23 protein-coding genes and 2 tRNA genes are annotated in these 24,965 nt (G+C 64.1%); 14 read left to right on the forward strand and 11 right to left on the reverse strand.

The window, feature by feature from the left end; all coding sequences use genetic code 11:
- Nucleotides 1-85 precede the first annotated feature (85 nt).
- On the forward strand, nt 86-520 hold the full coding sequence (locus tag XW59_RS15040; protein WP_047146387.1) for a hypothetical protein: 435 nt from the start codon (nt 86-88) through the stop codon (nt 518-520).
- Nucleotides 517-1,479 carry a sterol desaturase family protein gene (locus tag XW59_RS15045; RefSeq protein ID WP_047146257.1) on the forward strand — a complete coding sequence of 321 codons (963 nt, stop codon included), beginning with the start codon at nt 517-519 and terminating at the stop codon, nt 1,477-1,479. The genes XW59_RS15040 and XW59_RS15045 overlap by 4 nt, the downstream gene beginning before the upstream one ends.
- A 48-nt stretch (nt 1,480-1,527) precedes the next feature.
- Here the strand turns inward: XW59_RS15045 and trmFO are convergent, their stop codons facing one another.
- Entirely contained in the window at nt 1,528-2,952 is a 1,425-nt protein-coding gene (gene trmFO / locus XW59_RS15050) for a methylenetetrahydrofolate--tRNA-(uracil(54)-C(5))-methyltransferase (FADH(2)-oxidizing) TrmFO (RefSeq protein WP_047146256.1), read from the reverse strand.
- A gap of 200 nt (nt 2,953-3,152) precedes the next feature.
- Nucleotides 3,153-3,293, reverse strand: coding sequence for a DUF1127 domain-containing protein (locus XW59_RS15055; RefSeq protein WP_082137621.1), 141 nt, complete (start codon nt 3,291-3,293; stop codon nt 3,153-3,155).
- Between the two features lie 240 nt (nt 3,294-3,533).
- Here XW59_RS15055 and XW59_RS15060 point away from each other — a divergent pair, with 240 nt between their 5' ends.
- The 4 genes from XW59_RS15060 (at nt 3,534) to tig (ending at nt 7,007) form a co-directional block, all read left to right on the forward strand.
- Nucleotides 3,534-4,637 carry a DUF2157 domain-containing protein gene (locus tag XW59_RS15060; protein WP_047146255.1) on the forward strand — a complete coding sequence of 368 codons (1,104 nt, stop codon included), beginning with the start codon at nt 3,534-3,536 and terminating at the stop codon, nt 4,635-4,637.
- Complete coding sequence (locus tag XW59_RS15065; RefSeq protein ID WP_047146254.1) at nt 4,634-5,203, forward strand: GDYXXLXY domain-containing protein; 570 nt, start codon at nt 4,634-4,636, stop codon at nt 5,201-5,203. Before XW59_RS15060 ends, XW59_RS15065 begins: the two co-directional genes overlap by 4 nt.
- Before the next feature lie 143 nt (nt 5,204-5,346).
- Nucleotides 5,347-5,431 (forward strand) — tRNA-Leu (locus XW59_RS15070).
- A gap of 88 nt (nt 5,432-5,519) precedes the next feature.
- Entirely contained in the window at nt 5,520-7,007 is a 1,488-nt protein-coding gene (gene tig / locus XW59_RS15075) for a trigger factor (protein WP_047146253.1), read from the forward strand.
- A gap of 127 nt (nt 7,008-7,134) precedes the next feature.
- Here the strand turns inward: tig and radC are convergent, their stop codons facing one another.
- From radC to phaC, 6 genes are all read right to left on the reverse strand, one after another.
- Nucleotides 7,135-7,887, reverse strand: coding sequence for a DNA repair protein RadC (radC, locus tag XW59_RS15080; RefSeq protein WP_047146252.1), 753 nt, complete (start codon nt 7,885-7,887; stop codon nt 7,135-7,137).
- 43 nt (nt 7,888-7,930) lie between these two features.
- Complete coding sequence (gene map, locus XW59_RS15085) at nt 7,931-8,758, reverse strand: type I methionyl aminopeptidase (protein ID WP_047146251.1); 828 nt, start codon at nt 8,756-8,758, stop codon at nt 7,931-7,933.
- 115 nt (nt 8,759-8,873) lie between these two features.
- Nucleotides 8,874-9,689 carry a fumarylacetoacetate hydrolase family protein gene (locus tag XW59_RS15090; RefSeq protein WP_047146250.1) on the reverse strand — a complete coding sequence of 272 codons (816 nt, stop codon included), beginning with the start codon at nt 9,687-9,689 and terminating at the stop codon, nt 8,874-8,876.
- A 125-nt stretch (nt 9,690-9,814) separates the two neighbouring features.
- A tRNA-Glu gene (locus tag XW59_RS15095) sits at nt 9,815-9,890 on the reverse strand.
- Nucleotides 9,891-9,968: 78 nt separating this feature from the next.
- On the reverse strand, nt 9,969-11,186 hold the full coding sequence (locus tag XW59_RS15100) for a YcbK family protein (RefSeq protein WP_082137620.1): 1,218 nt from the start codon (nt 11,184-11,186) through the stop codon (nt 9,969-9,971).
- A gap of 243 nt (nt 11,187-11,429) precedes the next feature.
- A complete protein-coding gene (phaC, locus tag XW59_RS15105; RefSeq protein WP_047146249.1) occupies nt 11,430-13,262 on the reverse strand; it encodes a class I poly(R)-hydroxyalkanoic acid synthase in 1,833 nt (610 codons plus the stop codon).
- A 98-nt stretch (nt 13,263-13,360) separates the two neighbouring features.
- Between phaC and XW59_RS15110 the strand changes: the two genes are divergently transcribed.
- From XW59_RS15110 to recJ, 5 genes are all read left to right on the forward strand, one after another.
- The gene (locus XW59_RS15110; protein WP_052958187.1) at nt 13,361-13,738 is read left to right on the forward strand and encodes a hypothetical protein; all 378 of its coding nucleotides are present in this window, start codon (nt 13,361-13,363) and stop codon (nt 13,736-13,738) included.
- A gap of 84 nt (nt 13,739-13,822) precedes the next feature.
- A complete protein-coding gene (locus XW59_RS15115; RefSeq protein WP_047146248.1) occupies nt 13,823-15,040 on the forward strand; it encodes an LL-diaminopimelate aminotransferase in 1,218 nt (405 codons plus the stop codon).
- A 42-nt stretch (nt 15,041-15,082) separates the two neighbouring features.
- A complete protein-coding gene (locus XW59_RS15120) occupies nt 15,083-16,396 on the forward strand; it encodes a homoserine dehydrogenase (RefSeq protein ID WP_047146247.1) in 1,314 nt (437 codons plus the stop codon).
- A gap of 193 nt (nt 16,397-16,589) precedes the next feature.
- Entirely contained in the window at nt 16,590-17,567 is a 978-nt protein-coding gene (gene glpX / locus XW59_RS15125; RefSeq protein WP_047146246.1) for a class II fructose-bisphosphatase, read from the forward strand.
- Nucleotides 17,568-17,632: 65 nt separating this feature from the next.
- Nucleotides 17,633-19,414 (forward strand): single-stranded-DNA-specific exonuclease RecJ, encoded by a 1,782-nt coding sequence (recJ, locus tag XW59_RS15130; RefSeq protein ID WP_047146245.1) that lies wholly within the window; start codon nt 17,633-17,635, stop codon nt 19,412-19,414.
- Between the two features lie 66 nt (nt 19,415-19,480).
- On the opposite strand, the gene XW59_RS15135 is transcribed toward recJ, so the two are convergent.
- From XW59_RS15135 to folE, 3 genes are all read right to left on the reverse strand, one after another.
- Complete coding sequence (locus XW59_RS15135) at nt 19,481-20,464, reverse strand: patatin family protein (RefSeq protein WP_047146244.1); 984 nt, start codon at nt 20,462-20,464, stop codon at nt 19,481-19,483.
- 80 nt (nt 20,465-20,544) lie between these two features.
- A complete protein-coding gene (gene hisI, locus XW59_RS15140) occupies nt 20,545-21,000 on the reverse strand; it encodes a phosphoribosyl-AMP cyclohydrolase (protein ID WP_047146243.1) in 456 nt (151 codons plus the stop codon).
- 43 nt (nt 21,001-21,043) lie between these two features.
- Nucleotides 21,044-21,679 carry a GTP cyclohydrolase I FolE gene (gene folE, locus XW59_RS15145; RefSeq protein ID WP_047146242.1) on the reverse strand — a complete coding sequence of 212 codons (636 nt, stop codon included), beginning with the start codon at nt 21,677-21,679 and terminating at the stop codon, nt 21,044-21,046.
- A 227-nt stretch (nt 21,680-21,906) separates the two neighbouring features.
- On the opposite strand from folE, the gene XW59_RS15150 reads away from it, so the two are divergent.
- From XW59_RS15150 to thrS, 3 genes are all read left to right on the forward strand, one after another.
- Nucleotides 21,907-22,353 (forward strand): iron-sulfur cluster assembly scaffold protein, encoded by a 447-nt coding sequence (locus tag XW59_RS15150; protein ID WP_047146241.1) that lies wholly within the window; start codon nt 21,907-21,909, stop codon nt 22,351-22,353.
- Between the two features lie 98 nt (nt 22,354-22,451).
- Entirely contained in the window at nt 22,452-22,832 is a 381-nt protein-coding gene (gene yidD / locus XW59_RS15155) for a membrane protein insertion efficiency factor YidD (RefSeq protein WP_047146240.1), read from the forward strand.
- A 122-nt stretch (nt 22,833-22,954) separates the two neighbouring features.
- On the forward strand, nt 22,955-24,934 hold the full coding sequence (gene thrS / locus XW59_RS15160; RefSeq protein ID WP_047146239.1) for a threonine--tRNA ligase: 1,980 nt from the start codon (nt 22,955-22,957) through the stop codon (nt 24,932-24,934).
- Nucleotides 24,935-24,965 lie beyond the last annotated feature (31 nt).

Raw genomic sequence — 24,965 nt, forward strand, 5'->3', positions numbered from 1 at the left:
CCGCCCGTTTGACGTTCGTTCGCCGTCTGCTAGGCTTGCCTGCGGGAGAGAGGGCGCGGTCGCCCTTTTGGAGGAACTGATAGGCATGAGCCTGTCGCTGCTGGTCGTCATGGTGGCAGTGGGTATAGCCGGCGTCGTCGGCGTTGTTCATCTGACTGGAGGCAGTCGGGTTGCGACGCTTGTCGGCGAGGAAGCGGCGCGCCTTCGCTTCGCCGACGATTTCCCCGACGCGCGCGTCGCTTCGCTCCGCCTCACATGCGACCGCCGCACCGCATTCCTCGGCCTTGAAGAAGGCGGATGCGGCCTCGTTCACGCCATCGGCGGAAAATTCATGACGCGGCTCCTTTGCTCCGCGGACGTGGCGGCGACACCGCGCGCGAGCGGCAGTGCCATCGCGATAAAGCTGCGTGATTTCAGCTGGAAGGGTGGAACGTTTCAATTCGAGGACGAGGCGGCGGCGTTGGAAGTCGAGGCGATGTTCACCCGCATCAGGCAGAACGGCATTTGGGAGAGGAAATGACCGACGACTATCAGTTTCCGGCGGTGACGCAGCTCGCGATACCTTTCTTCGTGATCGCGATTCTGCTCGAAATCTGGCTGGTGCGCACCGGACGTGCCAGGGGTGAATTCGAGACGAAGGACACTCTGACGAGCCTTCTGATGGGCACCGGCAATGTCGCGACCGGCATCCTGCTCGGCATCGTTTCGCTGACCGCGCTCTTGTGGCTGTGGCAGTATCGATTGCTCGATCTCGGCCTTCATTGGTGGGTCTTCCTCGCCGCTTTCCTGCTCGATGACCTCCGCTACTATTGGTACCACCGGGTCGCGCATCGCGTGCGCTGGGTCTGGGCCGAGCACGTCAACCACCATTCCAGCCAGCACTACAATCTCTCGACCGCGCTGCGGCAGAGCTGGACCGGCCTGTTCACCGGCATGTTCGTGCTCCAGGCGCCGCTGGTGCTTCTGGGGTTTCACCCGGCGGTCATCGCCTTCGTCTTCGGCTTCAACCTGATCTGGCAGTTCTGGATACACACCGAGACGATCGGCAGGATGTGGAAGCCAATCGAATTCATCTTCAACACGCCGTCGCATCACCGCGTCCATCACGCGACCAACCCGCGCTATCTCGACGCCAACTATGCCGGCACGCTGATCATCTGGGATCGTATGTTCGGCACCTTCGTCGAGGAGCTTCCCGAGGACGCGCCGCGCTACGGCATCGTCAGGAACATCGGCACCTTCAACCCGCTGAAGGTCGCCTTCCACGAATGGATCGGCATGTTCAAGGATGCGCTGCAGCCGGGCCTGACGCCGCGCCAGCGTCTCGGCTATCTCTTCATGCCGCCCGGCTGGAGCCACGACGGATCCCGCGACACGTCCGAAACGCTGAAGGCCGCCTATGTGAGGCGGAATCCGGAGGAAGCGGGCCGACCGGGATTGCCCGCCGCTTCGGACGCCGGGATTGCGCCGGCGGAGTGACCTTGCGCCGAGCGGTCCAACGATCCCCGTGCGCGGCAATCGGAACGGTTATTCCGCCGCTTCGGCCTTCGGCGCCATCCCCAGCCAGGCACGGCAGTCCGCGAGCGCGCGTGCGGACAGCGCCTTCTTCTTGGCGATCGACTTCTCCTTGCCGCGGAAACGGCCGGCATGGCCTTCGGGGCGTGTGATCGCGCCGGGCTCCAGCGGCGGGAACAGGCCGAAATTGACGTTCATGGGTTGGAAGGAGCGCTTGCCGGGCTCGTCGTCGGAGACGATGTGGCCGCCGGTGATGTGGTTCAGCAGCGCGCCGAAGGCGGTGGTGACGGGCGGTGGCGCGATCGGCCGGCCGAGTTGCTCGGCTGCCGCGAAACGCCCGGCGAGAAGCCCGATCGCGGCACTCTCCACATAGCCCTCGCAGCCGGTGATTTGGCCGGCGAAACGCAGGCCCGGCCGCGACTTGAGCTGCAGCGTGCCGTCGAGCAGCACCGGTGAATTGATGTAGGTGTTGCGGTGGAGACCGCCCAGTCGCGCGAACTCGGCGTTCTCCAGGCCGGGGATCATGCGGAAGATACGCGACTGTTCGCCATGCCTGAGCTTGGTCTGGAAGCCGACCATGTTGTAGAGCGTGCCGAGCGCGTTGTCTTGCCGGAGCTGGACGACTGCATAGGCCTTGACGGTCGGATTGTGGACGTTGGTCAGGCCCATCGGCTTCATCGGTCCGTGCCGCAAGGTTTCAGCGCCGCGATCGGCCATCACCTCGATCGGCAGGCAGCCGTCGAAATAAGGCGTGCCTTCCCATTCCTTGAATTCCGTCTTGGCGCCATCGAGCAGGGTCTGGACGAAGGCCTCGTACTGCTCCTTGTCCATCGGGCAATTGATATAGTCCTTGCCGGTGCCGCCGGGGCCGACCTTGTCGTAGCGCGACTGGAACCAGGCGACGTTCATGTCGATGGAATCGTAGTGGACGATCGGCGCGATTGCATCGAAGAAGGCGAGCGCGTCGGCGTCCGTCTCCGCCGCGATCGCCTCGGCGAGCGACGGCGCGGTCAGCGGTCCGGTGGCGATGATGGTGCGGCCCCATTCCACGGGCGGCAGGCCGGAAACCTCCTCGCGCACGATCGTGATCAGCGGATGAGCCTCGAGCTTCGCGGTAACGGCCTCGGAAAAGCCGTCGCGGTCGACGGCGAGCGCGCCGCCGGCGGGCACCTGGTTGGCGTCGCCCGCCGCCATGATCAGCGAACCGCCAAGCCGCATCTCGGCGTGTAGCACGCCGACCGCGTTGGTTTCGGCGTCGTCGGAGCGGAAGGAGTTGGAGCAGACCAGCTCCGCCAGCCCGTCGGTCTTGTGCGCGTCGGTGCCGCGCACCGGACGCATTTCGTGGAGAATGACGGGAACGCCCGCCTGCGCGAGCTGCCAGGATGCTTCGGAACCGGCGAGGCCGCCGCCGACGACGTGTACGGGATCTGTCTTCATGAAAGGGAATTAGTCCGCGCCGGCGCGGAATGCAATGGAGCGCGCCGTGCGGGGAGGGAACGGCGGCCCGGAAACAACAACACCCGCCGGGGGAGGAGGTCCGGCGGGTGTCGTTTGGGTCGACCGACTATCGGGAGGAGGAGATGGTCGGTCGTATCCGTCAGGGTGGGAGGAGGATACCCTGACGAAATTCGAATTCGTTAGACCGACTTGCGGGCGACGAAGGGGATATCGCCGCGGGCGATGCCGAGGTCGTTGAGCTCACGGTTGGACAGGCGGCTCAGCTCGTTCACGGTCTCGCGGTAGCGGCGCCAGTTGCGGTAATTGCGGATCAGGTTCATCTCGGTTCTCGTTGCGTCATGTTGTTGTTCTTGCGATGAGGCGTAGATAGATGCAGTCCGTTCGTTTTTGAAGTGCGGTTGCTGCATAGCACCAATGCGTTTTGTGCATTGCAACATTAATCCCGGTTGATGGCTGAGGCAAAAGAGTGGCGGCAGCGACTATGTGGCCGAAATTTAGGCATATTTCGCCTATTCAGCTCTTTGATGTTAGGCTGGCGGCTTTCCGATGGAAGGGAATCCATGGCGGGATATGCGACCAAAGTTAAACGCGACATCGCGCGTTGGGTTGACGAGGGGCTGATCGAGGCGCCACTGGGCGTCAGGCTTTCCGAGGACATCGAGCGGAATGGCGGCTCCGTCGTTTCGTTTGGCACCGTGCTCGCCATGATGGCGGCGTCGCTGCTCGCGGCCGCGATCCTCATCTTCATCGCCTCCAATTGGGAGGCGATACCGAGGATCGCGCGCGTCGCCATGCTCTTCCTCGCCATCCTCGCCGGCTATCTCGGCGGCGCGGTTTTGAAACTGCGCGGACAGAATGCCTTCGGCGAGGCGGCATGGATTGCGGGCGCGGCGGCTTTCGGCGGTTCCATCTCGCTGATCGGGCAGATGTATCATCTCTCCGGCGACGAGGCGCAGGCGGTGCTCGTCTGGACCGCCTGCACGGGTTTCGCCGCGATCGCGCTGCGCTCTGGCCCGCTCACCGTGAGTGCCGTACTGCTCGCCGCGGGCTGGATGATCATGAGCGCGGCGGAGGATTGGTCGGCGACCAGTCTGCCTCTCTACTATCCGCTCGTCGCGATTGCACTTTGGGCGATCTCCTTCTGGACGGCAAGCGTGGCTGCACGGCACCTCGTCCTTCTGTCGCTGTTTCTCTTTGCGCTCTGCCTCTATGTCCGCAATGAATCCCTCGATATCGCGGCCGTGCTCGCGGTGCTGTCGGCGGCGCTGTTCGCATGGAGCAAATGGTATCCGCAGGCAGCCGAACGCCTGTCGGGGATGGGGGCAGGGCTCACCGTGCATGCCTTGATCGGCTTTCTTGTCGCCATGAGCATCTTCCAATGGGCGCTGGTGGAGGAGGACGGCTTTCTCGCCGCCTCCATCGTCACCATGGCCGGTATCGTCGCCGCCCTCATCCTTGCCGGCCGCGACAATGCGGTGCTGAGATGGACGGCCTATGTCGCCTTCGGCTTCCAGCTCGTCTTCGTCTATCTGGTGACCGTCGGCACGATGCTGGGCACCGCGGGCTTCTTCCTGGTCGCGAGTATCGCGCTGGCCGTCCTCGCCTTCCTGATAATGCGTGTAGAAAAGCGCTTCGCGGGGCAATCCCGGAGGGTCGCGTCATGAAGAGGAACTGGCTCCTTCCCGCGGCGCTGATCGTCGCGCTCGTGCAGATAGCCGTGCTGGCCTCCATGATCGCGGGGCGTACCGCGATCCTTCGCAACGGACAGGACGTGGTGCTCGAGGTTCAGCCGGTCGATCCGCGCGACCTGCTACGCGGCGACTATGTGACGCTCGGCTACAATATAAGCAGCCTGTCGCGGGACATCTTCACCTCTCCGGAAAACGGCATCGAAGGCGAACATTGGGTCTTCGTTCGCCTCCAGGAGGGCGAAAACGGCATATGGCAGCCGGTGGCCGCGCGCCTCGACACGCCGTTCGAGGACGAGACGCCGGCCGGCCAGGTGATGATCAAGGGAATGATGACCGACGCCTGGCGCGATCAGGAGCGGCTTTCCGTGGTCTACGGCATCGAGCGCTTCTACCTTCCGGAAGGGCAGGGCAGGCAGATCGAGGCCGACATGCGGCAGCGCGAATTCCGCATGCGCGTGGCGGTGGCGGCCGACGGCACGCCGCAGATCAAGGCGTTTCTCGACGGTGGCACGATGCTTTACGAGGAGCCGCTTTACTGAGGATCGCCGCGGCGTTGGCTGAAAGGCCCGAATTAGGCCGCTAGACGGCAAAAAAAGGCCGTCTTTACCGGCAATTTTCCTTTGAACCGCTGGAACCCGGTGATATAGAACCACGCGCTTTATAGGGCTGAAACGCTTCTGAAGCGGGTGTGGTGGAATTGGTAGACACGCAGGATTTAGGTTCCTGTGACGAAAGTCGTGAAGGTTCAAGTCCTTTCACCCGCACCAAGGTCCACTCCCGGCACCCGTGCACCGTCGGGCTGAGCGGCAGGAAAGCCGGGTCAGCGTCGGAATTCATGAGAACAAAGGTTGTAAGATGCAGGTAACCGAAACGCTTAACACAGGGCTGAAGCGCCAGATCAAGGTGACTGTGCCGGCCAAGGACATGGAAGCGAAGCTCATGGAGCGGCTTTCGGCGGCCAAGGACAAGGTCCGCATCAACGGCTTCCGCCCCGGCAAGGTGCCGATCCAGCATCTGCGGAAGATGTACGGCAAGTCCTTCATGGCCGAGGTGGTCAACGAGATCCTTTCCGATTCCACCCGCTCGATCCTGAGCGACCGCGGCGAGAAGGCCGCGATGCAGCCCGAGGTCACCATGACCGAGGACGAGAAGGAAGCCGAGAAGGTGCTCGACGGCGGCGTCGATTTCGAATTCTCCCTCGATTACGAGGTTCTTCCGCCGATCGAGGTCAAGGATCTCTCGGCCATCAAGATCAACCGCCAGATCTATGACGTTCCGGAAAGCGAAGTGGACGAGCAGGTCAAGGTCGTCGCGGATTCCACGCGCACCTACGAGCCCAAGAAGGGCAAGGCGGCCCTCGGCGATCGCGTGACGATGGATTATCTCGGCAAGATCGATGGCGAGCCCTTCGGCGGCGGCGCCGCCGAGGATGCCAATCTCGTGCTCGGCTCCAACCAGTTCATCCCCGGCTTCGAGGATCAGCTGGTCGGCGTGAAGGCCGGCGACGAGAAGACGATCACCGTCACCTTCCCGGAGGAATACGCAGCCGAGCATCTGGCCGGCAAGGAAGCCGCCTTCGACATCAAGGTGAAGGAAGTCGCCTCCGCCGGCGAGTTCGAGCTGAACGACGAGATCGCCAAGCAGCTCGGCCTGGAGAGCGCGGACTCGCTGCGCGAGATCGTGCGCGGCCAGATCGAGAGCCAGTATGGCGCCGTCACCCGTCAGAAAGCGAAGCGCCAGCTTCTCGATGCGCTCGACGATGCCTACAAGTTCGAAGCGCCTTCCAGGCTCGTCGAGGCCGAGTTCGACAACATCTGGAGCCAGGTGACCACTGACCTGGCACGTGCCGAACGCACCTTCGAGGACGAGGACACCACGGAAGACGAGGCACGCGCCGAATATCAGCGTCTGGCCGAGCGCCGGGTCCGCCTTGGCCTCGTCCTTGCCGAGATCGGCGAGAAGGCCGGCGTTCAGGTCAGCGAAGACGAGCTGCAGCGGGCGCTTTTCGAGCAGATCCGCCGCGTGCCGCAGGCGCAGCAGCAGCAGGTCTTCGAATTCTATCGCAGCAACCCGTCGGCGCTCGCCAGCATCCGTGCGCCGCTCTTCGAGGAGAAGGTGGTCGATCACCTGCTCGGCGAGGTCTCCGTCACCGACCAGAAGGTGACGAAGGACGAGCTCCTTGCCGACGACGAGCAGGCCGCGGAGACCAAGGAGAAGCCGGCGAAGAAGAAGGCGACCAAGGCGAAGGCGGAGGCCAAGGCCGACGATGCCGCCGAGGGCGAGACCAAGAAGAAGGCCGCGCCGAAGAAGAAGGCTGCCGCCAAGGAGAAGACGGACGAATAGTCCGCCGCGCCTGGCTCCAATGTCGAAGGCCGCCTCTCGGGGCGGCCTTTTTGTTTGCCAGAGGTGTGACTGCAGCACGTTTCGGCCCTTTTCGAGAAGGGCGGCCTTCGTGATCGGCTTGCCGACGTCAGATCAACTGCATGCCTTTCAGGCTGGCATGGCCGTTCCGCCCGATGATGATGTGGTCGTGGACGGTGATGCCGAGCGGCTGGGCGGCCGCGATGACGGTCTTCGTCATCTCTATGTCCGCGCGCGAGGGAGCGGGATCGCCCGACGGGTGGTTATGCGCGAGTATGATGGCGGTGGCCGACAGCTCCAATGCGCGGCGCACCACCTCGCGCGGATAGACCGGCGTGTGGTCGACCGTGCCGCTCTGCTGCACCTCGTCGGCGATCAGGGTGTTCTTCTTGTCGAGAAAGAGGATACGGAACTGCTCGCGCGGCTCGAATGCCATCACGGCGCGGCAATAGTCGATCACCTGCGCCCAGGAGGCGAGGATCTGACGCCCTGCGATGCCGCCCTTGGCCATGCGGCTCGCGGCTGCCGCGACGACCTTGAGGTCGAAGGCCGCTGCCTCGCCCACGCCGGGCACCTCGCGAAGCAGATGCTCGGGCGCGCCAAGGACTTCGGCGAACGAGCCGAAGCGTTTCAGCAGCGCCTTGGCGGGTACCTTGGTGTCGGCGCGCGGTATCGTGCGGAAGAGAAGAAGCTCGAGAAGTTCGTAGTCGGAGAGGGGCTCCGCTCCCACTTCGCGGAAACGGCCGCGCAGCCTTTCGCGATGGCCGTGATAATGCGGCTTCTTTTGCGCGGGTTTTCCTTCGCGCGGCGTGGCCGGCCTCTCGGGAAAGGAACCCCGTTCGTCGCTCTCTTCGCCTGCCATGATGCCCCCCAAGCAGCATTATCGGGAGCATAGCTGCAAACGGTCAGGCGGCAAGTCCCGGACGATCGAGACCGGCAGGCGACAGGGTGAAGATTTCGCAACCGTCCTCTGTGACGCCGACCGTGTGCTCGTATTGGGCCGACAGCGAGCGGTCCCGGGTGACGGCCGTCCAGCCGTCGGACAACACCTTCACATGCGGGCGCCCGAGATTGATCATCGGTTCGATGGTGAAGATCATGCCGGGACGCATCTCGACGCCCTCGTTGGGGCTGCCATAGTGAAGGATGTTCGGCGCGTCGTGGAAGAGCTGGCCGACGCCATGGCCGCAGAAGTCGCGCACGACCGAGCAGCGCTCGCCCTCGGCATAGGCCTGGATCGCGGCACCGATGGCGCCCGTGCGTGCGCCGGGCCGAACGGCGGCAATGCCGAGCATCAGGCATTCATGGGTGACCTCGAGCAGCCTTTCGGCAGCGCGCTTGATCTGCCCCACCGGATACATGCGGCTGGAATCTCCGTGCCATCCGTCAAGAATGTAGGTCACGTCGATGTTGACGATGTCGCCCTCGCGCAGCGGCTTCGCATCGGGAATGCCGTGGCAGACGACGTGATTGATCGAGGTGCAGGAGGATTTGGTGTAACCGCGATAGTTGAGGGTCGCGGGCATGGCGCCGTGATCCATCCCGAATTCGAAGACGAAACGGTCGAGCGTCTCCGTCGCCACGCCGGGCTTCACCATCGGCGCGAGTTCGTCGAGGCAGCGCGCCGTCAGATCGCAGGCCTTGCGCATGCCTTCGAAGGCCTCCGCGCCGTAGAGGCGGATCTGACCCGTATTGCGGAGAGGAGCCGTGTCGGCTTCGAGATAGGTGACCATGATATCCGGTCCGATTTGTTATGATGGAAAGCGTCGAGCAGGACAGATTTGGCACCGCGGGGCCGATTATTCAATCCCCGTATCCGGACTCCTTGCCGCACGGCCACAACCCGCGTCAGGCGAAGCAGAGCGCCATGCCTTCGACCGGCAGGCCGGCAACGCGCGTCGTCCATTTCTCGCCGGGTGCGACCGGGAAGGCGCGCGTCACGGTGCCCGTCGTCACGAGGTCGCCCGGAAGGATGCCCCGAGACATCGGCCGTTCGCCGAGACCGTTGACGAAATGCCCCAGCGCGCGCAGCGGCCCGTCGAGCACGTTGGCGGCGACACCGCGGTCGATTTCCTCGCCGTTGCGGAAGAGAACGATTTCGAAGCTTGCCAGCCGCTCGATCCAGTGGGCGGCATCGGCGCGTTCGACGGGCACGAGCGGGCCGTGAACGAGCGCACCATGCAGCGCGAAGGCCGCGACCGTGTCGACTGCCTGAAAGCGCCAGCCGGGAAAGACGGATTGCACGATCTCGAAGCCATGGGCGACGGCGTCGACGCATCCGAGAAGTTCGGCATCGTTCATGCCGGGCCGGGGCGTGGAGGACATCCGAAAGACGATTTCCGGCTCGATCCGTGGCTCGACGAACGGCGTCAGGCGGATCGCCGCCTCCGACGCGGGCTGCGTTGCCCGAACGGTCGAATCGTAGACCGGTCCCCAAATCGGTGCATGAACGTCGTATTCGTCCCAGATCGTCCGATTGGTGAAGCCGATCTTCCAGCCGACCGGCGTCTCTCCGCGCGCGATTCGCAGCGAGATGATTTCGTCGGAAACGGAATAGGCTGCGTCCAGATCGAATTCGGGCCGTTCGTCGCTGAACGGCGGCAATTGCCGCCTCGCGGACAGGGATGCGAGTATCCGGCCCGCCAGTTCCTTCTGCGCCTGCATGCATGTCCTCCCGCTTTCATTTCAGCCTTTGAAGCAGGAAGAGGAGGGGCTTTGCAAGCCGCGGATGCAATCTCCCGGACGGAAGCAGAGCACCGCTGGAAATGACCGAATCTTCTGGGGAAGAATGGTACGCCCAAGGGGAATCGAACCCCTGTTTCCGCCGTGAAAGGGCGGCGTCCTAGACCGCTAGACGATGGGCGCGCCGGAACGAGGAGGCTTATAGTAAGCTAATGCCGGGTCGGCAACCCATCTTCGTTCGGAAAAAGAAGTTTTTTTCAGTTATTTGCGGCGACGGCAACGCCAGTTCCAATCGCGCTCCGGACCGACGTCGATATGCACCGATTCCGTGTGGCAATAGGTACCCACGCCGCCGCGCCCGGGCATGGTGCGGACGAATTCCGCCAGTTCCCATTTGCCCACGCCCGGCACCTGCACGTCGGCCGCCGCGCAATACATATGCAGCGAATTGCGCGCGCCGCGCGCACGGCGATTGCGGTCCGGATCGCGGTAGCCGGAGGTGATGACGACCTTGCGCCCGTAGTGACCCTCGACCGCCTTGAGGACCCGCACGAGCGACGGCTTCAGGCAGGCGACGTCGACGCTCTCGGTCTGCTTCAGCAATCCGTTCGGCGCGAGACGGGCGAGACCGGCCGCGGAGGCGACCTGGTAGGAGCCTTCATCCTCATGGAGGTCGACGTCGCTGTCGTCGTCGAGGCCGGATTTGCGGGTGATTTCGAAAAGCGCGTCGGCGCGCACGCCCGGCAAGGCTTCGCCGGTGTCGACGATCGGCCTCGACGACGAGGCCGAGGCGATCACCGGGCGGGTCGAGGCGAGCTTGACCAGCGGCTTGGTCTCGGCGGTTTCCGCCTTCGCCTGCTGGGAAGCGGGCTCCTTCTTGATCGGCGTCGGTGCCGCCGCCGCGCGAGCCGGCGAGAAGAATGCGGAGAGGAAGCCGCGTTTCTTCGGTTCCGCTTCCTGCGTTGCCGCCTGCTGTTGCGGCGGCGAGTTCTCGATGAACTGTTTCGGCGGGGAATTTTCTATGAATTGCGTCGCGGCGGCCTGGGCGTTCTGCCCGGAAGAGCCCTGTTGCTGTGGTTTTGTGCCGTCTGCGGCGGCCTGGGCCGGTTGTTCTGCCTGAGCGGCTTGCTGCTGCACCGGAGCCGGATTTGCATTCGCCGTGGACGTCTGGGCTTCGGCCCTGGGAGCCTGCGGCTGGACAGCGGCGAGCGCCGTTTCGGAGCCGGGTCGAATTCCGGGATAGGCGGCGACCGAATCGGGCAGGGAAGGGTCGTCCTCGTCCATCACCATGGCGCCGGGGTTGGACGCCGTGCCGTTGAAATCCGACGCTGCGCCCACCGAGGAGGTGTTGACGGCGGCCAGGCCGAATACCGTGTCGCTGTCGGAAGTCGCTGAGCAGGAGGACAGGAGGACGGACGCGAGCGCAATAAGTACAGCGCTCTTGCCAACGCTTTTGCAGCGCGCTCGCTCAGCTCTCAACGCTATTTCCCCTTCCTTGAGTCCGGGTTCAAAAACCGTACGCTGCTCCTTAAAACCAGCGGAGCTATTAATTCCCCCGAGCCCGGATTCGAGACCTAACGAATCTCGAAACTTTCCGCAACTCCCGGGTATGAATCAAATGAGGCGAGAACATGGTGGTGCCTTGAAATCGCCGATTTTCTTACCGGATTTAAGCGTTATCCACCGCGACGGCGAGTACAGGCGAAGTCAGAATTCATCTGCCTACACTCTCACCTTCACATAATCTCCGGGTGCATCCGCCAATATTTGAAGGTTTTCTCCGATCTTGCGGGCAGCGACCGTGTGCCCGTCATGCCGTTCGATCCAGGCCTGCCAGTGCGGCCACCATGAGCCGGGTGTTTCCTTCGCGCTGGCGATCCAGTCCTCGAACGCGCCTTCCGGCTTTCCATTCGTCCAGTACTGGTATTTCTTCTGGGAAGGTGGATTGACCACGCCGGCGATGTGACCGGAACCGGCCATGACATATTCGACCTCGCCGCCGAAATAGCTGCTTCCGAGAAACACCGAGCGCGCGGGGGCGATGTGGTCTTCGCGCGAGGCCAGATTGTAGACCGGTATCTTCACGTCCGAGAGTGAAAGCTTGCGGCCGGCAAGCCGCATCTCGCCTTTCACCAGGTTGTTCTCCAGATAGCAATTGCGTAAGTAGAACGAGTGGTTGGCGGCGGTCATTCGAGTGGAATCGGAATTCCAGTAGAGCAGGTCGAACGGCAACGGGTCCTTGCCGCGCATATAGTTGTTGACGACGTAGGGCCAGATCAGGTCGCCGGCGCGCAGCATGTTGAAGGCCATCGCCATGCGCGTGCCGTCGAGATAGCCCTTGCCCTCCATCGCGCGTTCCAGGGCGGCGATCTGGTCCTCGTCGACGAAGACCTTGAGATCCCCCGCATGGGTGAAATCGACCTGCGTGGTGAAGAAGGTCGCGGTCGCGATGCGCTCGTCGCCTTCCTTGGCCATCAGCGCGAGTGCGGCGGCGAGCAGCGTACCGCCCACGCAATAGCCGATCGCGTTGACCTGCTTCTCGCCCGTCGCCTGCTCGACCGTGTCGAGCGCGAATTGGATTCCCTCGCGGATGTAGTCTTCCCAGTCCTTGCGGCCGTGGCGCCGGTCGGGATTGACCCACGATATCACGAAGACGCTGTGGCCTTGCTCGGTTGCCCAGCGGATGAAGGATTTCTCCGGATTGAGGTCGAGAATGTAGAACTTGTTGATCCAGGGCGGGCAGATGAGGAGAGGGCGCTTGAGAACTTCCTGCGTCGCCGCTGCATACTGGATGATCTCCGCGATCTCGCTGCGGGCGATCACCTTCCCTTGCGTGGTGGCGATGTTCCTGCCGACCTCGAAGCGAGAGGGGTCGGCCTGCCTGATCTTTAGGTCGCCGTGGCCGGCGGTGATGTCTTCCGCCAGCATGCGCATGCCGCGGACCAGATTTTCGCCGTTGCTGGCCACGGTTTCTCGGAAGAGCTCGGGATTGGTGAGAATGAAATTCGAGGGCGAGATCGCCTGGGTGATCTGCTTGACGTAGAACTCGGCCTTGTGGCGGGTGTGCTCGTCCAGTCCCTCGGCGTGGGTCACGAGGTCGCCCGCCCAGCGGGAGGTCACCAGATAGGCCTGCTTGAGGAAGTCGAAGAACGCGTTGCGGCCCCATTCGGGATCCTGGAAGCGCTTGTCGCCGCGTTCGGGCTTGACCGCGTCCTCCAATTTGGGCTCGCCGGCGGTGCGCTGCACGGCATTCGCCCACACTTCCATGTACCCGGAGAAAAGCCGTGTCTGCGCCTCGAGCGCGCGGGCGGGATCGGAGAGCCAGTATTCGGTGAGCTTGGAGAACGTCTTGACCATGTCGGCCACGGGCTCGGCGAGCGCGTCGCGCATTTCTCCCTTCTCGCGCGGCTCGGCCCAGGCCGAGGCGGCCTTGCCCGCCTGCTCGATCATCCGTGCGAGATTGAGGGCGAACGTTTCCGGGTCTTTCACCAGATATTGTTCGACTGACGATGGCGCTTCCCCGTGGCTCTTGCCCGAATCGTTGCTTGTAGCCATGCTCAGCGCTGGTCCTCCGAGGGCCTTTTGTTTCATGCTATCATGGGACATACATCCCGGTCCAACCGTGATAAATAGACACGTTGCGAGGAAACTTCATGACAACTCGCTCGAATGCGACCGACGGGGACCATGTGACGCATTGGCGCTGGATCGCGGCACTGCCGCTGATGGCCGGGTTGCTCGGCGGCTGCGGAACGACGACGATCGACGACGCCGTGCCGGGCTCCGCGAGCGCGACCTCGGCTCGCGCCGCGACGGCACCCGAATACCCCAATCTCAACATCCGCCCGTCCACCGCCGGAACCCAGTTCACGCCCGAGGAGAAGGCCGCGAACACGACGCAGTTGCAATCGATCCGCGAGCGCCAGGCGGCATCGCTGCGAACCAACCAGGAGCCCGACCGCTCGGCCGAGCTGCGCCGGCTCGCCGGCACCCATGGCGATGCGGCCTTGAAGGAGATCGAAGCGGAGTGACGCTATCGACCGGACCCGCGATTGGGTGTATAGCGCGGCTCCGAAGGCCTGCTGAAAGAGGCCTGTTTTCACGGGAACCCGAAAATGGAAGAGTTTCACAAGGTCCGCAGGCTTCCGCCCTACGTTTTTGAACAGGTGAACAGGCTCAAGGCCGCCGCCCGTTCAGCCGGAGCCGACATCATCGACCTTGGCATGGGCAATCCCGATCTTCCGACGCCGGCGGCGATCGTCGACAAGCTGTGCGACGTGGTGCGCGACCCGCGCACGCATCGCTATTCGTCCTCGCGCGGCATTCCCGGCCTGCGTCGGGCGCAGGCGAATTATTATGCGCGCCGCTTCGGTGTGAAGCTGGATCCCGAGCGCCAGATCGTCGCCACGCTCGGCTCCAAGGAGGGCTTCGCCAACATGGCGCAGGCGATCACCGCGCCGGGCGACGTGGTGCTTTGTCCCAACCCGACCTATCCGATCCATGCCTTCGGCTTCATCATGTCGGGCGGCGTCATCCGTTCCATCCAGGCGGAACCGGACAGCGGCTTCATTCCGGCGCTCGAGCGCGCCGTCAAGCATTCTATCCCCAAGCCGCTGGCGCTGATCATGAACTACCCGTCAAACCCGACGGCGCATGTCGCCTCGCTCGACTTCTACAAGGACGTGGTCGCCTACGCCCGCAAGAACGACATCATCATCCTGTCCGACCTCGCCTATGCCGAGATCTATTTCGACGGCGCGCCGCCGCCCTCGATCCTGCAGGTGCCGGGCGCGATCGACGTGGCGGTCGAGTTCACCTCCATGTCCAAGACCTTCTCCATGCCCGGCTGGCGCATGGGCTTCGCCGTCGGCAACGAGCGTCTCATCTCCGCGCTCACCCGCGTGAAATCCTATCTCGACTACGGCGCGTTCACCCCGATCCAGGTGGCCGCGACGGCGGCGCTCAACTCGGACGGGGCGGAGATCACCGAGGTGCGCGAGGTCTATCATCGCCGCCGCGATGTTATGGTCGACGCCTTCGGCCGCGCTGGCTGGACCGTTCCGCCGCCGGCGGCGACCATGTTTGCCTGGGCGCCGATCCCCGAGGGCTTCCGCCATCTCGGCTCGCTGGAATTCTCCAAGCTTTTGGTCGAGAAGGCGGACGTGGCCGTCGCGCCGGGCATTGGTTTCGGCGAGCATGGCGACGATTACGTCCGCATCGCGCTGGTCGAGAACGAGCACCGCATCCGCCAGGCCGCGCGCAACATCAAGCGCTTCCTCGGCACCGCCGGCGAGACGCCGGACAATGTCATAGCTCTCAGCGCCCGACGCTGAGGGCAATTCTTGCAAATTTCTGTTGTTGAGGGTGCCCCGGGCATGAGCGAAGCATTGCGTGTTGGAATTGCCGGACTGGGCACCGTCGGCGCATCCGTGGCGCGGATATTGCACGACAAGGCGGCTGAACTGACGCGGCAGTGCGGGCGGCCGATCGTCGTCGCTGCTGTTTCCGCGCGCGACCGCGCCCGCGACCGCGGCGTCGATCTTTCCGACGCGCAATGGTTCGACGATCCGGTCGAGCTTGCTCGGGCCGCTGAGATCGACGTTTTCGTCGAACTGATCGGCGGCGAGGACGGCGCGGCGCGCGCCTGCGTCAAGGCTGCGCTCGAGGCCGGCCGCCACGTGGTCACCGCCAACAAGGCGCTCCTTGCCAAGCATGGGCTTTCGCTCGCCGAAGTCGCGGAGAAGAGGGGCGTGCTCCTCAATTACGAGGCGGCGGTCGCCGGCGGCATTCCGGTCATCAAGACGATGCGCGAGGCGATGGCCGGCAACGCCGTGTCGCGCATCTTCGGCATCATGAATGGCACCTGCAACTACATCCTCACCCGTATGGAGGCAGAGGGTATTTCCTTCGAGGAATGCCTGAAGGACGCGCAACGGCTCGGCTATGCCGAGGCGGATCCGACCTTCGACATCGAAGGGCACGACACCGCGCACAAACTGGCCATTCTCACGAGCCTGGCCTTCGGAAACCGCATCGCCGCCGACGACATCTACATGGAAGGCATCTCGAACATCACCCAGGCCGACATCCGCGCGGCCGGCGAACTCGGCTACCGCATCAAGCTCCTCGGCGTGGCGCAGCGCACCGAGAGCGGCATCGAGCAGCGCGTGCATCCGACCATGGTGCCGACGGCGTCGGTGATCGCACAGGTCCACGGCGTCACGAATGCGGTCGCGATCGAGACCGACATCCTGGGCGAACTCCTTCTCTCCGGTCCTGGCGCCGGTGGCAACGCCACCGCTTCCGCCGTGGTCGGCGACATAGCCGACATCGCCAAGAGCCGGCCCGGCTTCCAGCACGGACCGGTCTTCGGCCGGCCGGTCAGGGAGCTGTCGCCCTACAAGAAGGCGCGCATGCGCGCCCATGCCGGCGGCTATTTCATCCGCCTGACCGTCCACGACCGTACCGGCGTCTTCGCGGCGATCGCCAAGCGCATGGCCGAAAACGACATCTCGCTGGAATCGATCGTCCAGCATGCCAACGGCGCCAACACCGCCGACCAGAAGACCGTGATCCTCGTCACCCACGAGACGACGGAAGCCGCGGTGCGCAAAGCCGTCGACGGCGTCACAAAGGACGGCCATCTCCTCGACAAGCCGCAGGTCATCCGCATCGAGCGCGCCGCCTGAAGGCGCGCCACTTCCGCGCGGGCAATTCAGGGCGCCGTATTTCGCGCCATGCTGCGATGCGTCACAAATATTCAATCGATTCATGTTCTGAAGGATGCGTTCAAGGGCTTGACGGCCCTTGCCGCCGACGTGCCTCTTTGACAAAAGGACACCGTCCGTTCGGACATTCGCAGCAATCACGCAGGAAGAAAACATGGCTAAAACCGCTTCGTCCGGTCTCGATCGTATTTTGACGCTGGAGCTCGTCCGCGTCACCGAGCGCGCGGCGGTGGCCGCCGCCAGGCTGCGCGGTCGCGGCGACGAGAAGGCCGCCGACCAGGTCGCCGTCGACGCGATGCGGTCGGAACTGAACCGCCTGCCGATCTCCGGCACGGTGGTCATCGGCGAGGGCGAGCGCGACGAGGCGCCGATGCTCTATATCGGCGAGGAAGTGGGAACCGGCGACGGTCCGGGCGTCGACATCGCTCTCGATCCGCTGGAGGGAACCACGATCTGCGCCAAGAACCTGCCCAATTCGCTGGCCGTCATCGCGATCGCGGAGAAGGGCAGCCTGCTCTACGCGCCCGACGTCTACATGGACAAGATCGCGATCGGACCGGGCTATCCCGCGGGGGTCGTGGATATCGACGCCTCGCCGGTCGAGAACATCGACAGCCTCGCCAAGGCGAAGGGCGTTCCCGTCAACGAGATCACGGCGTGCATTCTCGACCGGCCGCGCCATGCGCGCCTCATCGAGGCGGTGCGCGCGACCGGTGCGGCGATCCGGCTGATCGGCGACGGCGACGTGGCCGGCGTCATCCATACGACCGACCCGGAAGAGACCGGCATCGACATCTATCTCGGTACAGGCGGCGCGCCGGAGGGCGTTCTGGCGGCCGCCGCGCTGCGCTGCATCGGCGGCCAGATGCAGGGTCGGCTCCAGCTCAACACCGAGGACAAGGTCGCGCGCGCTGCCAAGATGGGCATTGCCGACCCGACCAAGGTCTACAAGATGGAGGAGATGGCGCGCGGCGACGTGCTGTTCGCCGCGACCGGCGTCACCGACGGCAATCTGCTTGCCGGCGTGAAATTCGGTCGTGATTCCATCCAGACCCACACGATCGTCATGCGCTCCTCCTCCGGCACGGTCCGCGAGATCAAGGCGCGTCACCAGGACCTCGACAAATTCTGAGGAAGGGACTGGCATTTGGCCGCCGCTTCTCTACCGTGTCCTGCGGACATGGGGCGTGAGCGGAGATGGCGGAAAAGCGCTTGTTTCTTGACGTACGGCGTTCGGCGACCGGGCTTGCCTGGGAGCACCGGCTCGACCAGAGGGCCGAGAACGTCGCGCTGGCGATCGCCCAGGGCCATGGGGTTCCCGACATCGTCGCCCGCGTGCTTGCCGCGCGCGGCGTCACGCAGGACGATGCCCGCGGCTTCCTCGATCCGACGATCCGCGACCTCTTGCCTGATCCCAAGTCGCTGACCGACATGGAGACCGCGGCGGAGCGCATCGCGGATGCGATCGCCCGGCACGAAAGGGTGGCGATCTTCGGCGACTATGACGTCGACGGCGCGGCCTCCTCGGCGCTCCTGAAGCGGTTCCTGGACCATTACGGGAATGCCTCCGAGATCTACATTCCCGACAGGATTTTCGAGGGTTACGGGCCGAATCCGGATGCAATGCGCGAACTCGTCGCGCGCGGCGCCAACCTGATCGTCACAGTCGATTGCGGCACCAACAGCGCCGCGGCCGTCGCGGCGGCCACGGAGGCGGGCGCCGATGTCGTCGTCCTCGATCACCATCAGGTCGGCGGCGAGCTCCCTCCCGCGCTGGCGGTGGTGAACCCCAATCGCGAGGACGATCTGTCGGGGCAGGGGCACCTTTGCGCTGCGGGCGTGGTGTTCGTCACGCTGGTGCGCGTGGCGAGCATTCTGCGCGAGCGGGATTTTGCGCAGCGTCCTCCCGATCTTCTGTCGCTGCTCGATCTCGTCGCGCTGGCAACGGTCTGCGACGTGGTGCCCCTTGTCGGCATCAACAGGGCATTCGTCGTCAAGGGGCTGATCGCGATCCGCAGGATGGCGAATGCCGGCCTTGCCGCGCTCACCCGCGTGTCCCGGATCGGCGAGCCGGTGAACGCCTTCCATTTCGCCTTTCTCATCGGGCCGCGCATAAATGCGGGCGGGCGCATCGGCGATGCCGCGCTTGGCAGCAGGCTGTTGGCGACCGACGATCCGGTGGAGGCGGCGGCGATCGCCGAGACGCTCGACCGGCTCAACCAGGAGCGCCAGGCGCTGGAACAGGGCATGCTGGCGGAGGCGCGGGCGGAAGCCGACGCGGAACTGGCGACGGGCCATGGTCCCGCCGTCGTCGTCACCGCGAGCGAGAGCTGGCATCCGGGCATCGTCGGACTGCTCGCCTCGAGACTCAAGGACCATGCGCGCCGACCGGCCTTCGCGATCGCGTTCAATCCCAACGGCGTGGGAACCGGCTCGGGCCGCTCGATAACCGGTTTCGACATGGGCAGGATGGTGCGGGAAGCCGTGCGGCGCGGCCTGCTCGTCAAAGGCGGCGGCCATGCGATGGCGGCCGGGATAACGGTCGAACGCGCCAATCTCGGTAAGCTCAGGGCGTTTTTCGAGGAGTTTGCGGCGGAAGAGGTGTTCCGCCTGCGCCACGAGGAAACCCTGCGCATCGACGCGGCGCTGTCGGCCGACGGTGCCAATTTCGATCTCCTGGACGCGCTGGAGAGTGCCGGCCCCTACGGCGCGGGTCACCCGCAGCCGCTGCTCGCCCTGCCGCGCCATCGCCTTGCCGACGTGCGCCAGGCCGGCACCGGCCACATCCGCGTCGAGTTGCGCTCGCAGACCGGAGCGCGGCTGCAGGCCATGGCCTTTCGATCCGTCGACACCGAGCTCGGCAATTTTCTTTTCGCCAATCGCGGCCAGACGATCCACGTCGCCGGCACGCTCTCGTCGAATTACTGGAACGGTTCGCGCTCGGTGCAATTCAGGATCACCGACGCCGCGCAGGCTTAGGATCGAAAGCGGGAACTGCTCAAGCCGACGAGCCGCTCATACGTCCGTTCGGACAAATGGGGCGGTCTAGGCGATGACCGTCCGCAGGCGCTCCAATTCGGCGAGATGCGCGCGCGTTGTCTCGTAGCCGAGCTTTATCGCCTCGTCGGCGCGGTGGAATTCCGTCAGCCCGATATGCCCGAGCTTGGGCAGCAGCGCGAGATCGGGCGGGTCGCCGGCCATGCGTGCACGAGAAATACGATCCTGGATGATGTTGAAGGCTTCGACCATCACGCCGGTGATGCCGATGCGCGATTCGCGATCGGTTGGCCCGCGATCGACGATGAGCGGAGCGGGCGCATCCCTGTTCAGCTCCTCCGAGGGGGAGGGCATGTCGGCGCTGTGCTTGATGACGGCCGCACGGCCGAAGATGTCGTAGTGGAGGTTGACCGCGACGACCAGCCGCTGCTCGTAGGCACGGCAGACGGAGACCGGCACCGGATTGACGAGTGCCCCGTCGACGAGCACGCGCTTGTTGCAGACGACCGGCTCGAACACGCCCGGCAGCGCGTAGGAGGCGCGCATGGCCGTGATCAGCGAGCCGCTCGACAGCCATATTTCGTGGCCGGTGCGGATTTCGGCGGCGACGCAGACGAAGGGCTTGGAAAGATCCTCGATCCGAAGACCGTCGAGATGGCGCTGCAGCCGCGTGGTCAGCTTCATGCCGCCGAAAAGGCCGCTGCCGCCGAAGCGCAGATCGAGCAGGCCGAAGATGCGGCGCTTGGTGAGTGATCGGGCGAATTCCTCGAGTTCGTCGAGCTTGCCGGCGAGATAGCAGCCGCCCACCAGCGCGCCGATCGAGGTGCCGGCGATCATGTCGATTTCGATGCCGGCCTCGTCGAGCGCCCGAAGCACGCCGATATGCGCCCAGCCGCGTGCGGCGCCACCGCCGAGCGCAAGCGAGATGCCCGACTTTCGCGCAGGCGCAGGCTGCGGCCGAGGGAGTTCCGGCGGGGTTTCGCCGACGTCCCGGCTATCCTGCTTGCTGCGCAAAGACGCCCATTCGAGCATCACACGGTCTCCCTATCCAAGGAACCTTGTAACCTGTCGGTCGTATCAAAATCATGAATCCGGGGATAGCTCTCAAAGGGTTAGTGCTGCGCATCTCCGCCATAGACTTTCGCGGGATCGAAATGCGCCTTGCTACCATCATCGACAAGTGTGACTTCCCCGTTGCGGGCTTCAACTATCCTGTAGAAGCATGAACGCCGCCCGGTATGACAGGTTGCATCATGACCGGCGACTGTGACCTTCAACCACACCACGTCCTGGTCGCAGTCCGTCCGGATCTCCGAGACATGTTGCAGGTTTCCTGAACTTTCGCCCTTCTTCCAGAGTTTCCCCCGCGATCGCGACCAAAAATGGGCAATGCCTGTCTCGATCGTCAGCGAGAGCGCCTCGGCGTTCATGTGGGCGACCATTAGCAGCGCGCCGTCCGACGCGTCGGTCACGACGGTCGTGATCATTCCGCTGGCGTCGAAGCGCGGCATGAAGGCCACGCCTTCCTCGAGCGTGGCCTTGTCCGTCGTCGGTTCCTTGAAGTTCATGTCGGCAAGCTGTCCCGATTCTATGGAGAGGCCAGCGGGCCGCTCAGTCTTTGAGGCCGGTCCGCAGCATCATCATGAAGCGGGCCTGTTCCTCCGGCTGGTCCTTGAACGCGCCGGTGAAGGTGGTGGTGAGCGTGGTGGAGCCCTGCTTGCGGATGCCGCGCATGGCCATGCACATATGTTCGGCCTCGATCATCACGGCGACGCCGCGCGGGTTCAGCACTTCCTGGATGACCCCGGCGATCTGTGCCGTCATCGCTTCCTGCGTCTGCAGGCGATGCGCGAAGATATCGACGACGCGCGCGATCTTCGACAGGCCCACCACCTTGCCGTCGGGCAGATAGGCGACATGCGCCTTGCCGACGATCGGAACCATGTGGTGCTCGCAATGCGAATGGAAGTTGATGTCCTTGACGAGGACGAGATCGTCGTAGCCCGCGACTTCCTCGAAGGTGCGGCCGAGTTCCTGGGCAGGGTCGAGATCGTAGCCCGCGAACATCTCGCGATAGGCCTTGGCGACCCGCTTCGGCGTCTCCAGGAGGCCCTCGCGGTCCGGATTGTCGCCCGTCCAGCGGATGAGCGTGCGGACCGCGGCTTCGACCTCTTCCTTGGTGGGTCGCTGAGCGTCCTTACCCTGGTCGTCGGCGCGCGGAGGGAAGTTTTTCAAGATGGCGTCCATGAAAGGCGTCTCCCGTAGTCCCACTCTCAGGAGGGACGAGTTGAACGGACCACAGCCTTTCGCGGGAATTCGGAAGAACCCGGAAGCGGCGTGCACTCTCACCGAAGGCAACAGCCAAAGCTGTCTTGCGGCCAACGGCTCCGGATCATTATATATGTTTGCGGCGCAAGATTGAAAGATGCCGGAGCGTCATTCCATGCTCTTGAAGCGCCCGCGGGTGAAAAACGATGATAGATGACGTCTACAACGCGAAAATTCTCGCTTTTGCGGGAAATATCGCCCGTATCGGTCGGCTGGCCGACCCGGACGCCTCGGCGACCGCGCATTCGAAGCTGTGCGGGTCTACGGTAACGGTGGACCTGAAGATGGAAGGCGACATCGTCACCGACTTCGCTCATGACGTGAAGGCATGCGCGCTTGGCCAGGCCTCTTCCTCGATCATGGCGCAGAACGTGATCGGCGCGCGGGCGGACGAGTTGCGCGAGGTCCGTGAGACGATGCGCCGCATGCTCAAGGAGAACGGATCTCCTCCGAACGGACGTTTCGCCGACCTGAAATATCTGGAGCCGGTGCGAGACTACAAGGCGCGGCATGCCTCGACCATGCTGACCTTCGACGCCGTGGTCGACGCCATCGGCCAGATCGAGAAGAAACGCGCCGACGAAGCGGCCTGAACGCGTCAGCCGGCCTAATCGGCGTTCAGCTCATCCTGAATCCATCTGGCGAAGGCGCCGGCGCCATTGCTTCCGTGGGAACGAGTTGAATTCATTCGATGAGCCACGAACACGAACACCACCACGCCCATACCGTCCGCCCGACAGGGCAGGGTAGGAACTGGCCGGGCCCCTGGCGCAGGACGCCGGGCAGGGTGCTCGGCACGTCGTTCGTCCGGCTCTACCAGTTGACCCTTTCCGGATTCGTCGGCAATTCGTGCCGGCATTTTCCGACATGCTCCGAATATGCCTATGAGGCGATCGCGAGGCATGGGCTGTGGGCCGGCGGCTGGATGGGGCTTTTCCGCGTCTTGCGCTGCGGTCCGTTCGGCACGCATGGCATCGATCTCGTGCCGGACAGGCTGGAAACGCGCTACGTCTGGTACGCGCCGTGGCGCTACTGGGCGATCTCCAGGAAGCCGCGCGGGCATGCCGAATAACCTTTGAAGCGTTCGTAGCTTTACGCCGCCGGATTCTCCCCTTAAAACGCCGCTCGCCGCCGGACGCATCCGGCCATTTCACCACCCGCGCTCGTTTGCGGGACTGGATATGGAGAAGAATTTTGCTGAATCCCGTTTCCCTTGAATTTCCCGATGGTTCCGTCCGCGAATACGAAGCGGCGATGACCGGCGCCGGCCTGGCCGAGTCGATCTCGAAGTCGCTCGCCAAGAAGGCCGTGGCCTATTCGATCGACGGCGTGCTGCGCGACCTTTCCGATCCGATCGGCCGATCAGGCAAGGTCGAGATCGTGACCCGCGACGATCCGCGCGCGCTCGAGCTTATCCGCCACGACACGGCGCACGTGCTCGCCGAGGCGGTGCAGGAAATGTGGCCCGGAACCCAGGTGACCATCGGTCCGGTCATCGAAAACGGCTTCTATTACGATTTCGCGCGCAACGAGCCCTTCACGCCCGAGGATTTTCCCGTCATCGAGAAGAAGATGCGGGAGATCATCGCCCGCGGCCGTCCCTTCACCAAGGAGGTGTGGGAGCGCGAGCATGCGCGCAAGGTGTTCCAGGAAAAGGGCGAGGCCTACAAGGTCGAGCTGATCGACGCGATCCCCGAGGATCAGGACCTCAAGATCTATTTCCAGGGTGATTGGTTCGACCTCTGCCGTGGCCCTCACATGGCCTCCACCGGCCAGATCGGCAACGCCTTCAAGCTGATGAAGGTAGCCGGCGCCTACTGGCGCGGCGACTCGAACAATCCGATGCTGACGCGCATCTACGGCACCGCATGGGCCAATCAGGAACAGCTCGACCAATACCTCCATATGCTGGAGGAGGCCGAGAAGCGCGACCACCGCCGGCTCGGTCGCGAAATGGACCTCTTCCACTTCCAGGAGGAGGGGCCGGGCGTCGTCTTCTGGCATGCCAAGGGCTGGCGGATGTTCCAGAACCTCGTCTCCTACATGCGCCGCAGGCTCGAGGCCGACTATGACGAGGTGAACGCGCCGCAGGTGCTCGACCACTCGCTATGGGAGACGTCGGGCCATTGGGGCTGGTACAAGGAGAACATGTTCGCCGTGCAGTCGGCCGGCGACGAGGCCGAGGACAAGCGCATCTTCGCGCTGAAGCCGATGAATTGTCCCGGCCATGTCCAGATCTTCAAGCACGGTTTGAAGTCGTACCGCGAACTGCCGATCCGCCTTGCCGAATTCGGCGCCGTCCATCGCTACGAGCCGTCGGGCGCCCTGCACGGGCTGATGCGCGTGCGCGGCTTCACCCAGGACGACGCGCACATCTTCTGCACGGAAGAGCAGATGGCGGCCGAATGCCTGAAGATCAACGATCTCATCCTTTCGGTCTACAAGGATTTCGGCTTCCAGGAGATCACGATCAAGCTCTCCACCAGGCCGGAGAAACGCGTCGGATCGGATGCGCTCTGGGACCGTGCCGAAAGCGTGATGATGGACGTGCTGAAGACGATCCAGCGGCAGTCGAACGATATTAAGACCGGCATCCTGCCGGGCGAGGGCGCGTTCTACGGGCCGAAGTTCGAGTATACGCTCAAGGATGCGATCGGCCGCGAATGGCAGTGCGGCACCACCCAGGTCGATTTCAACCTGCCGGAGCGTTTCGGCGCCTTCTACATCGACAAGGATTCGGAGAAGAAGCAGCCGGTGATGATCCACCGCGCCATCTGCGGCTCGATGGAGCGCTTCCTCGGCATCCTCATCGAGAACTTCTCGGGGCACTTCCCGCTCTGGTTCGCGCCGGTTCAGGTCGTGGTGGCGACGATCACCTCCGAGGCGGACGAATACGCGCTGCGGGTCGTCGAGAAGCTGAAGAATGCCGGCCTGATCGCCGAAGCCGACCTGCGCAACGAGAAGATCAACTACAAGGTGCGCGAGCACAGCCTTGCCAAGGTGCCGGTGATCCTCGTCTGCGGCAAGCGCGAGGCGGAGGAAGGCAGCGTCAACATCCGCAGGTTGGGTTCGCGCGACCAGCAGTCGCTCTCGCTCGCCGACGCGCTGACGCTTCTGGGCGAGGAGGCGGTTCCGCCGGACCTCGCAAGAAAGCGGCTTGCGGCCGCGGCCTGACATCGGGCCGGCCAGTGAATATCGGGCGGAG

The organism is Aquamicrobium sp. LC103 (assembly GCF_001014615.2).
Classification (GTDB): domain Bacteria; phylum Pseudomonadota; class Alphaproteobacteria; order Rhizobiales; family Rhizobiaceae; genus LBCQ02.

Excerpts from the sequence above, each read along its gene's own strand:
- recJ (WP_047146245.1), top strand. The coding sequence starts at position 17,633 with ATGGCGGAAAAGCGCTTGTTTCTTGACGTACGGCGTTCGGCGACCGGG.
- glpX (WP_047146246.1), top strand. The coding sequence starts at position 16,590 with ATGGCTAAAACCGCTTCGTCCGGTCTCGATCGTATTTTGACGCTGGAG.
- XW59_RS15060 (WP_047146255.1), top strand. The coding sequence starts at position 3,534 with ATGGCGGGATATGCGACCAAAGTTAAACGCGACATCGCGCGTTGGGTT.
- radC (WP_047146252.1), bottom strand. The coding sequence starts at position 7,887 with ATGGCAGGCGAAGAGAGCGACGAACGGGGTTCCTTTCCCGAGAGGCCG.
- XW59_RS15115 (WP_047146248.1), top strand. The coding sequence starts at position 13,823 with ATGGAAGAGTTTCACAAGGTCCGCAGGCTTCCGCCCTACGTTTTTGAA.
- XW59_RS15110 (WP_052958187.1), top strand. The coding sequence starts at position 13,361 with ATGACAACTCGCTCGAATGCGACCGACGGGGACCATGTGACGCATTGG.
- phaC (WP_047146249.1), bottom strand. The coding sequence starts at position 13,262 with ATGGCTACAAGCAACGATTCGGGCAAGAGCCACGGGGAAGCGCCATCG.
- XW59_RS15120 (WP_047146247.1), top strand. The coding sequence starts at position 15,083 with ATGAGCGAAGCATTGCGTGTTGGAATTGCCGGACTGGGCACCGTCGGC.
- XW59_RS15055 (WP_082137621.1), bottom strand. The coding sequence starts at position 3,293 with ATGAACCTGATCCGCAATTACCGCAACTGGCGCCGCTACCGCGAGACC.
- XW59_RS15045 (WP_047146257.1), top strand. The coding sequence starts at position 517 with ATGACCGACGACTATCAGTTTCCGGCGGTGACGCAGCTCGCGATACCT.
- XW59_RS15150 (WP_047146241.1), top strand. The coding sequence starts at position 21,907 with ATGATAGATGACGTCTACAACGCGAAAATTCTCGCTTTTGCGGGAAAT.
- XW59_RS15065 (WP_047146254.1), top strand. The coding sequence starts at position 4,634 with ATGAAGAGGAACTGGCTCCTTCCCGCGGCGCTGATCGTCGCGCTCGTG.
- hisI (WP_047146243.1), bottom strand. The coding sequence starts at position 21,000 with ATGAACTTCAAGGAACCGACGACGGACAAGGCCACGCTCGAGGAAGGC.
- folE (WP_047146242.1), bottom strand. The coding sequence starts at position 21,679 with ATGGACGCCATCTTGAAAAACTTCCCTCCGCGCGCCGACGACCAGGGT.
- XW59_RS15090 (WP_047146250.1), bottom strand. The coding sequence starts at position 9,689 with ATGCAGGCGCAGAAGGAACTGGCGGGCCGGATACTCGCATCCCTGTCC.
- trmFO (WP_047146256.1), bottom strand. The coding sequence starts at position 2,952 with ATGAAGACAGATCCCGTACACGTCGTCGGCGGCGGCCTCGCCGGTTCC.
- yidD (WP_047146240.1), top strand. The coding sequence starts at position 22,452 with ATGAGCCACGAACACGAACACCACCACGCCCATACCGTCCGCCCGACA.
- map (WP_047146251.1), bottom strand. The coding sequence starts at position 8,758 with ATGGTCACCTATCTCGAAGCCGACACGGCTCCTCTCCGCAATACGGGT.
- XW59_RS15135 (WP_047146244.1), bottom strand. The coding sequence starts at position 20,464 with ATGCTCGAATGGGCGTCTTTGCGCAGCAAGCAGGATAGCCGGGACGTC.
- tig (WP_047146253.1), top strand. The coding sequence starts at position 5,520 with ATGCAGGTAACCGAAACGCTTAACACAGGGCTGAAGCGCCAGATCAAG.
- XW59_RS15040 (WP_047146387.1), top strand. The coding sequence starts at position 86 with ATGAGCCTGTCGCTGCTGGTCGTCATGGTGGCAGTGGGTATAGCCGGC.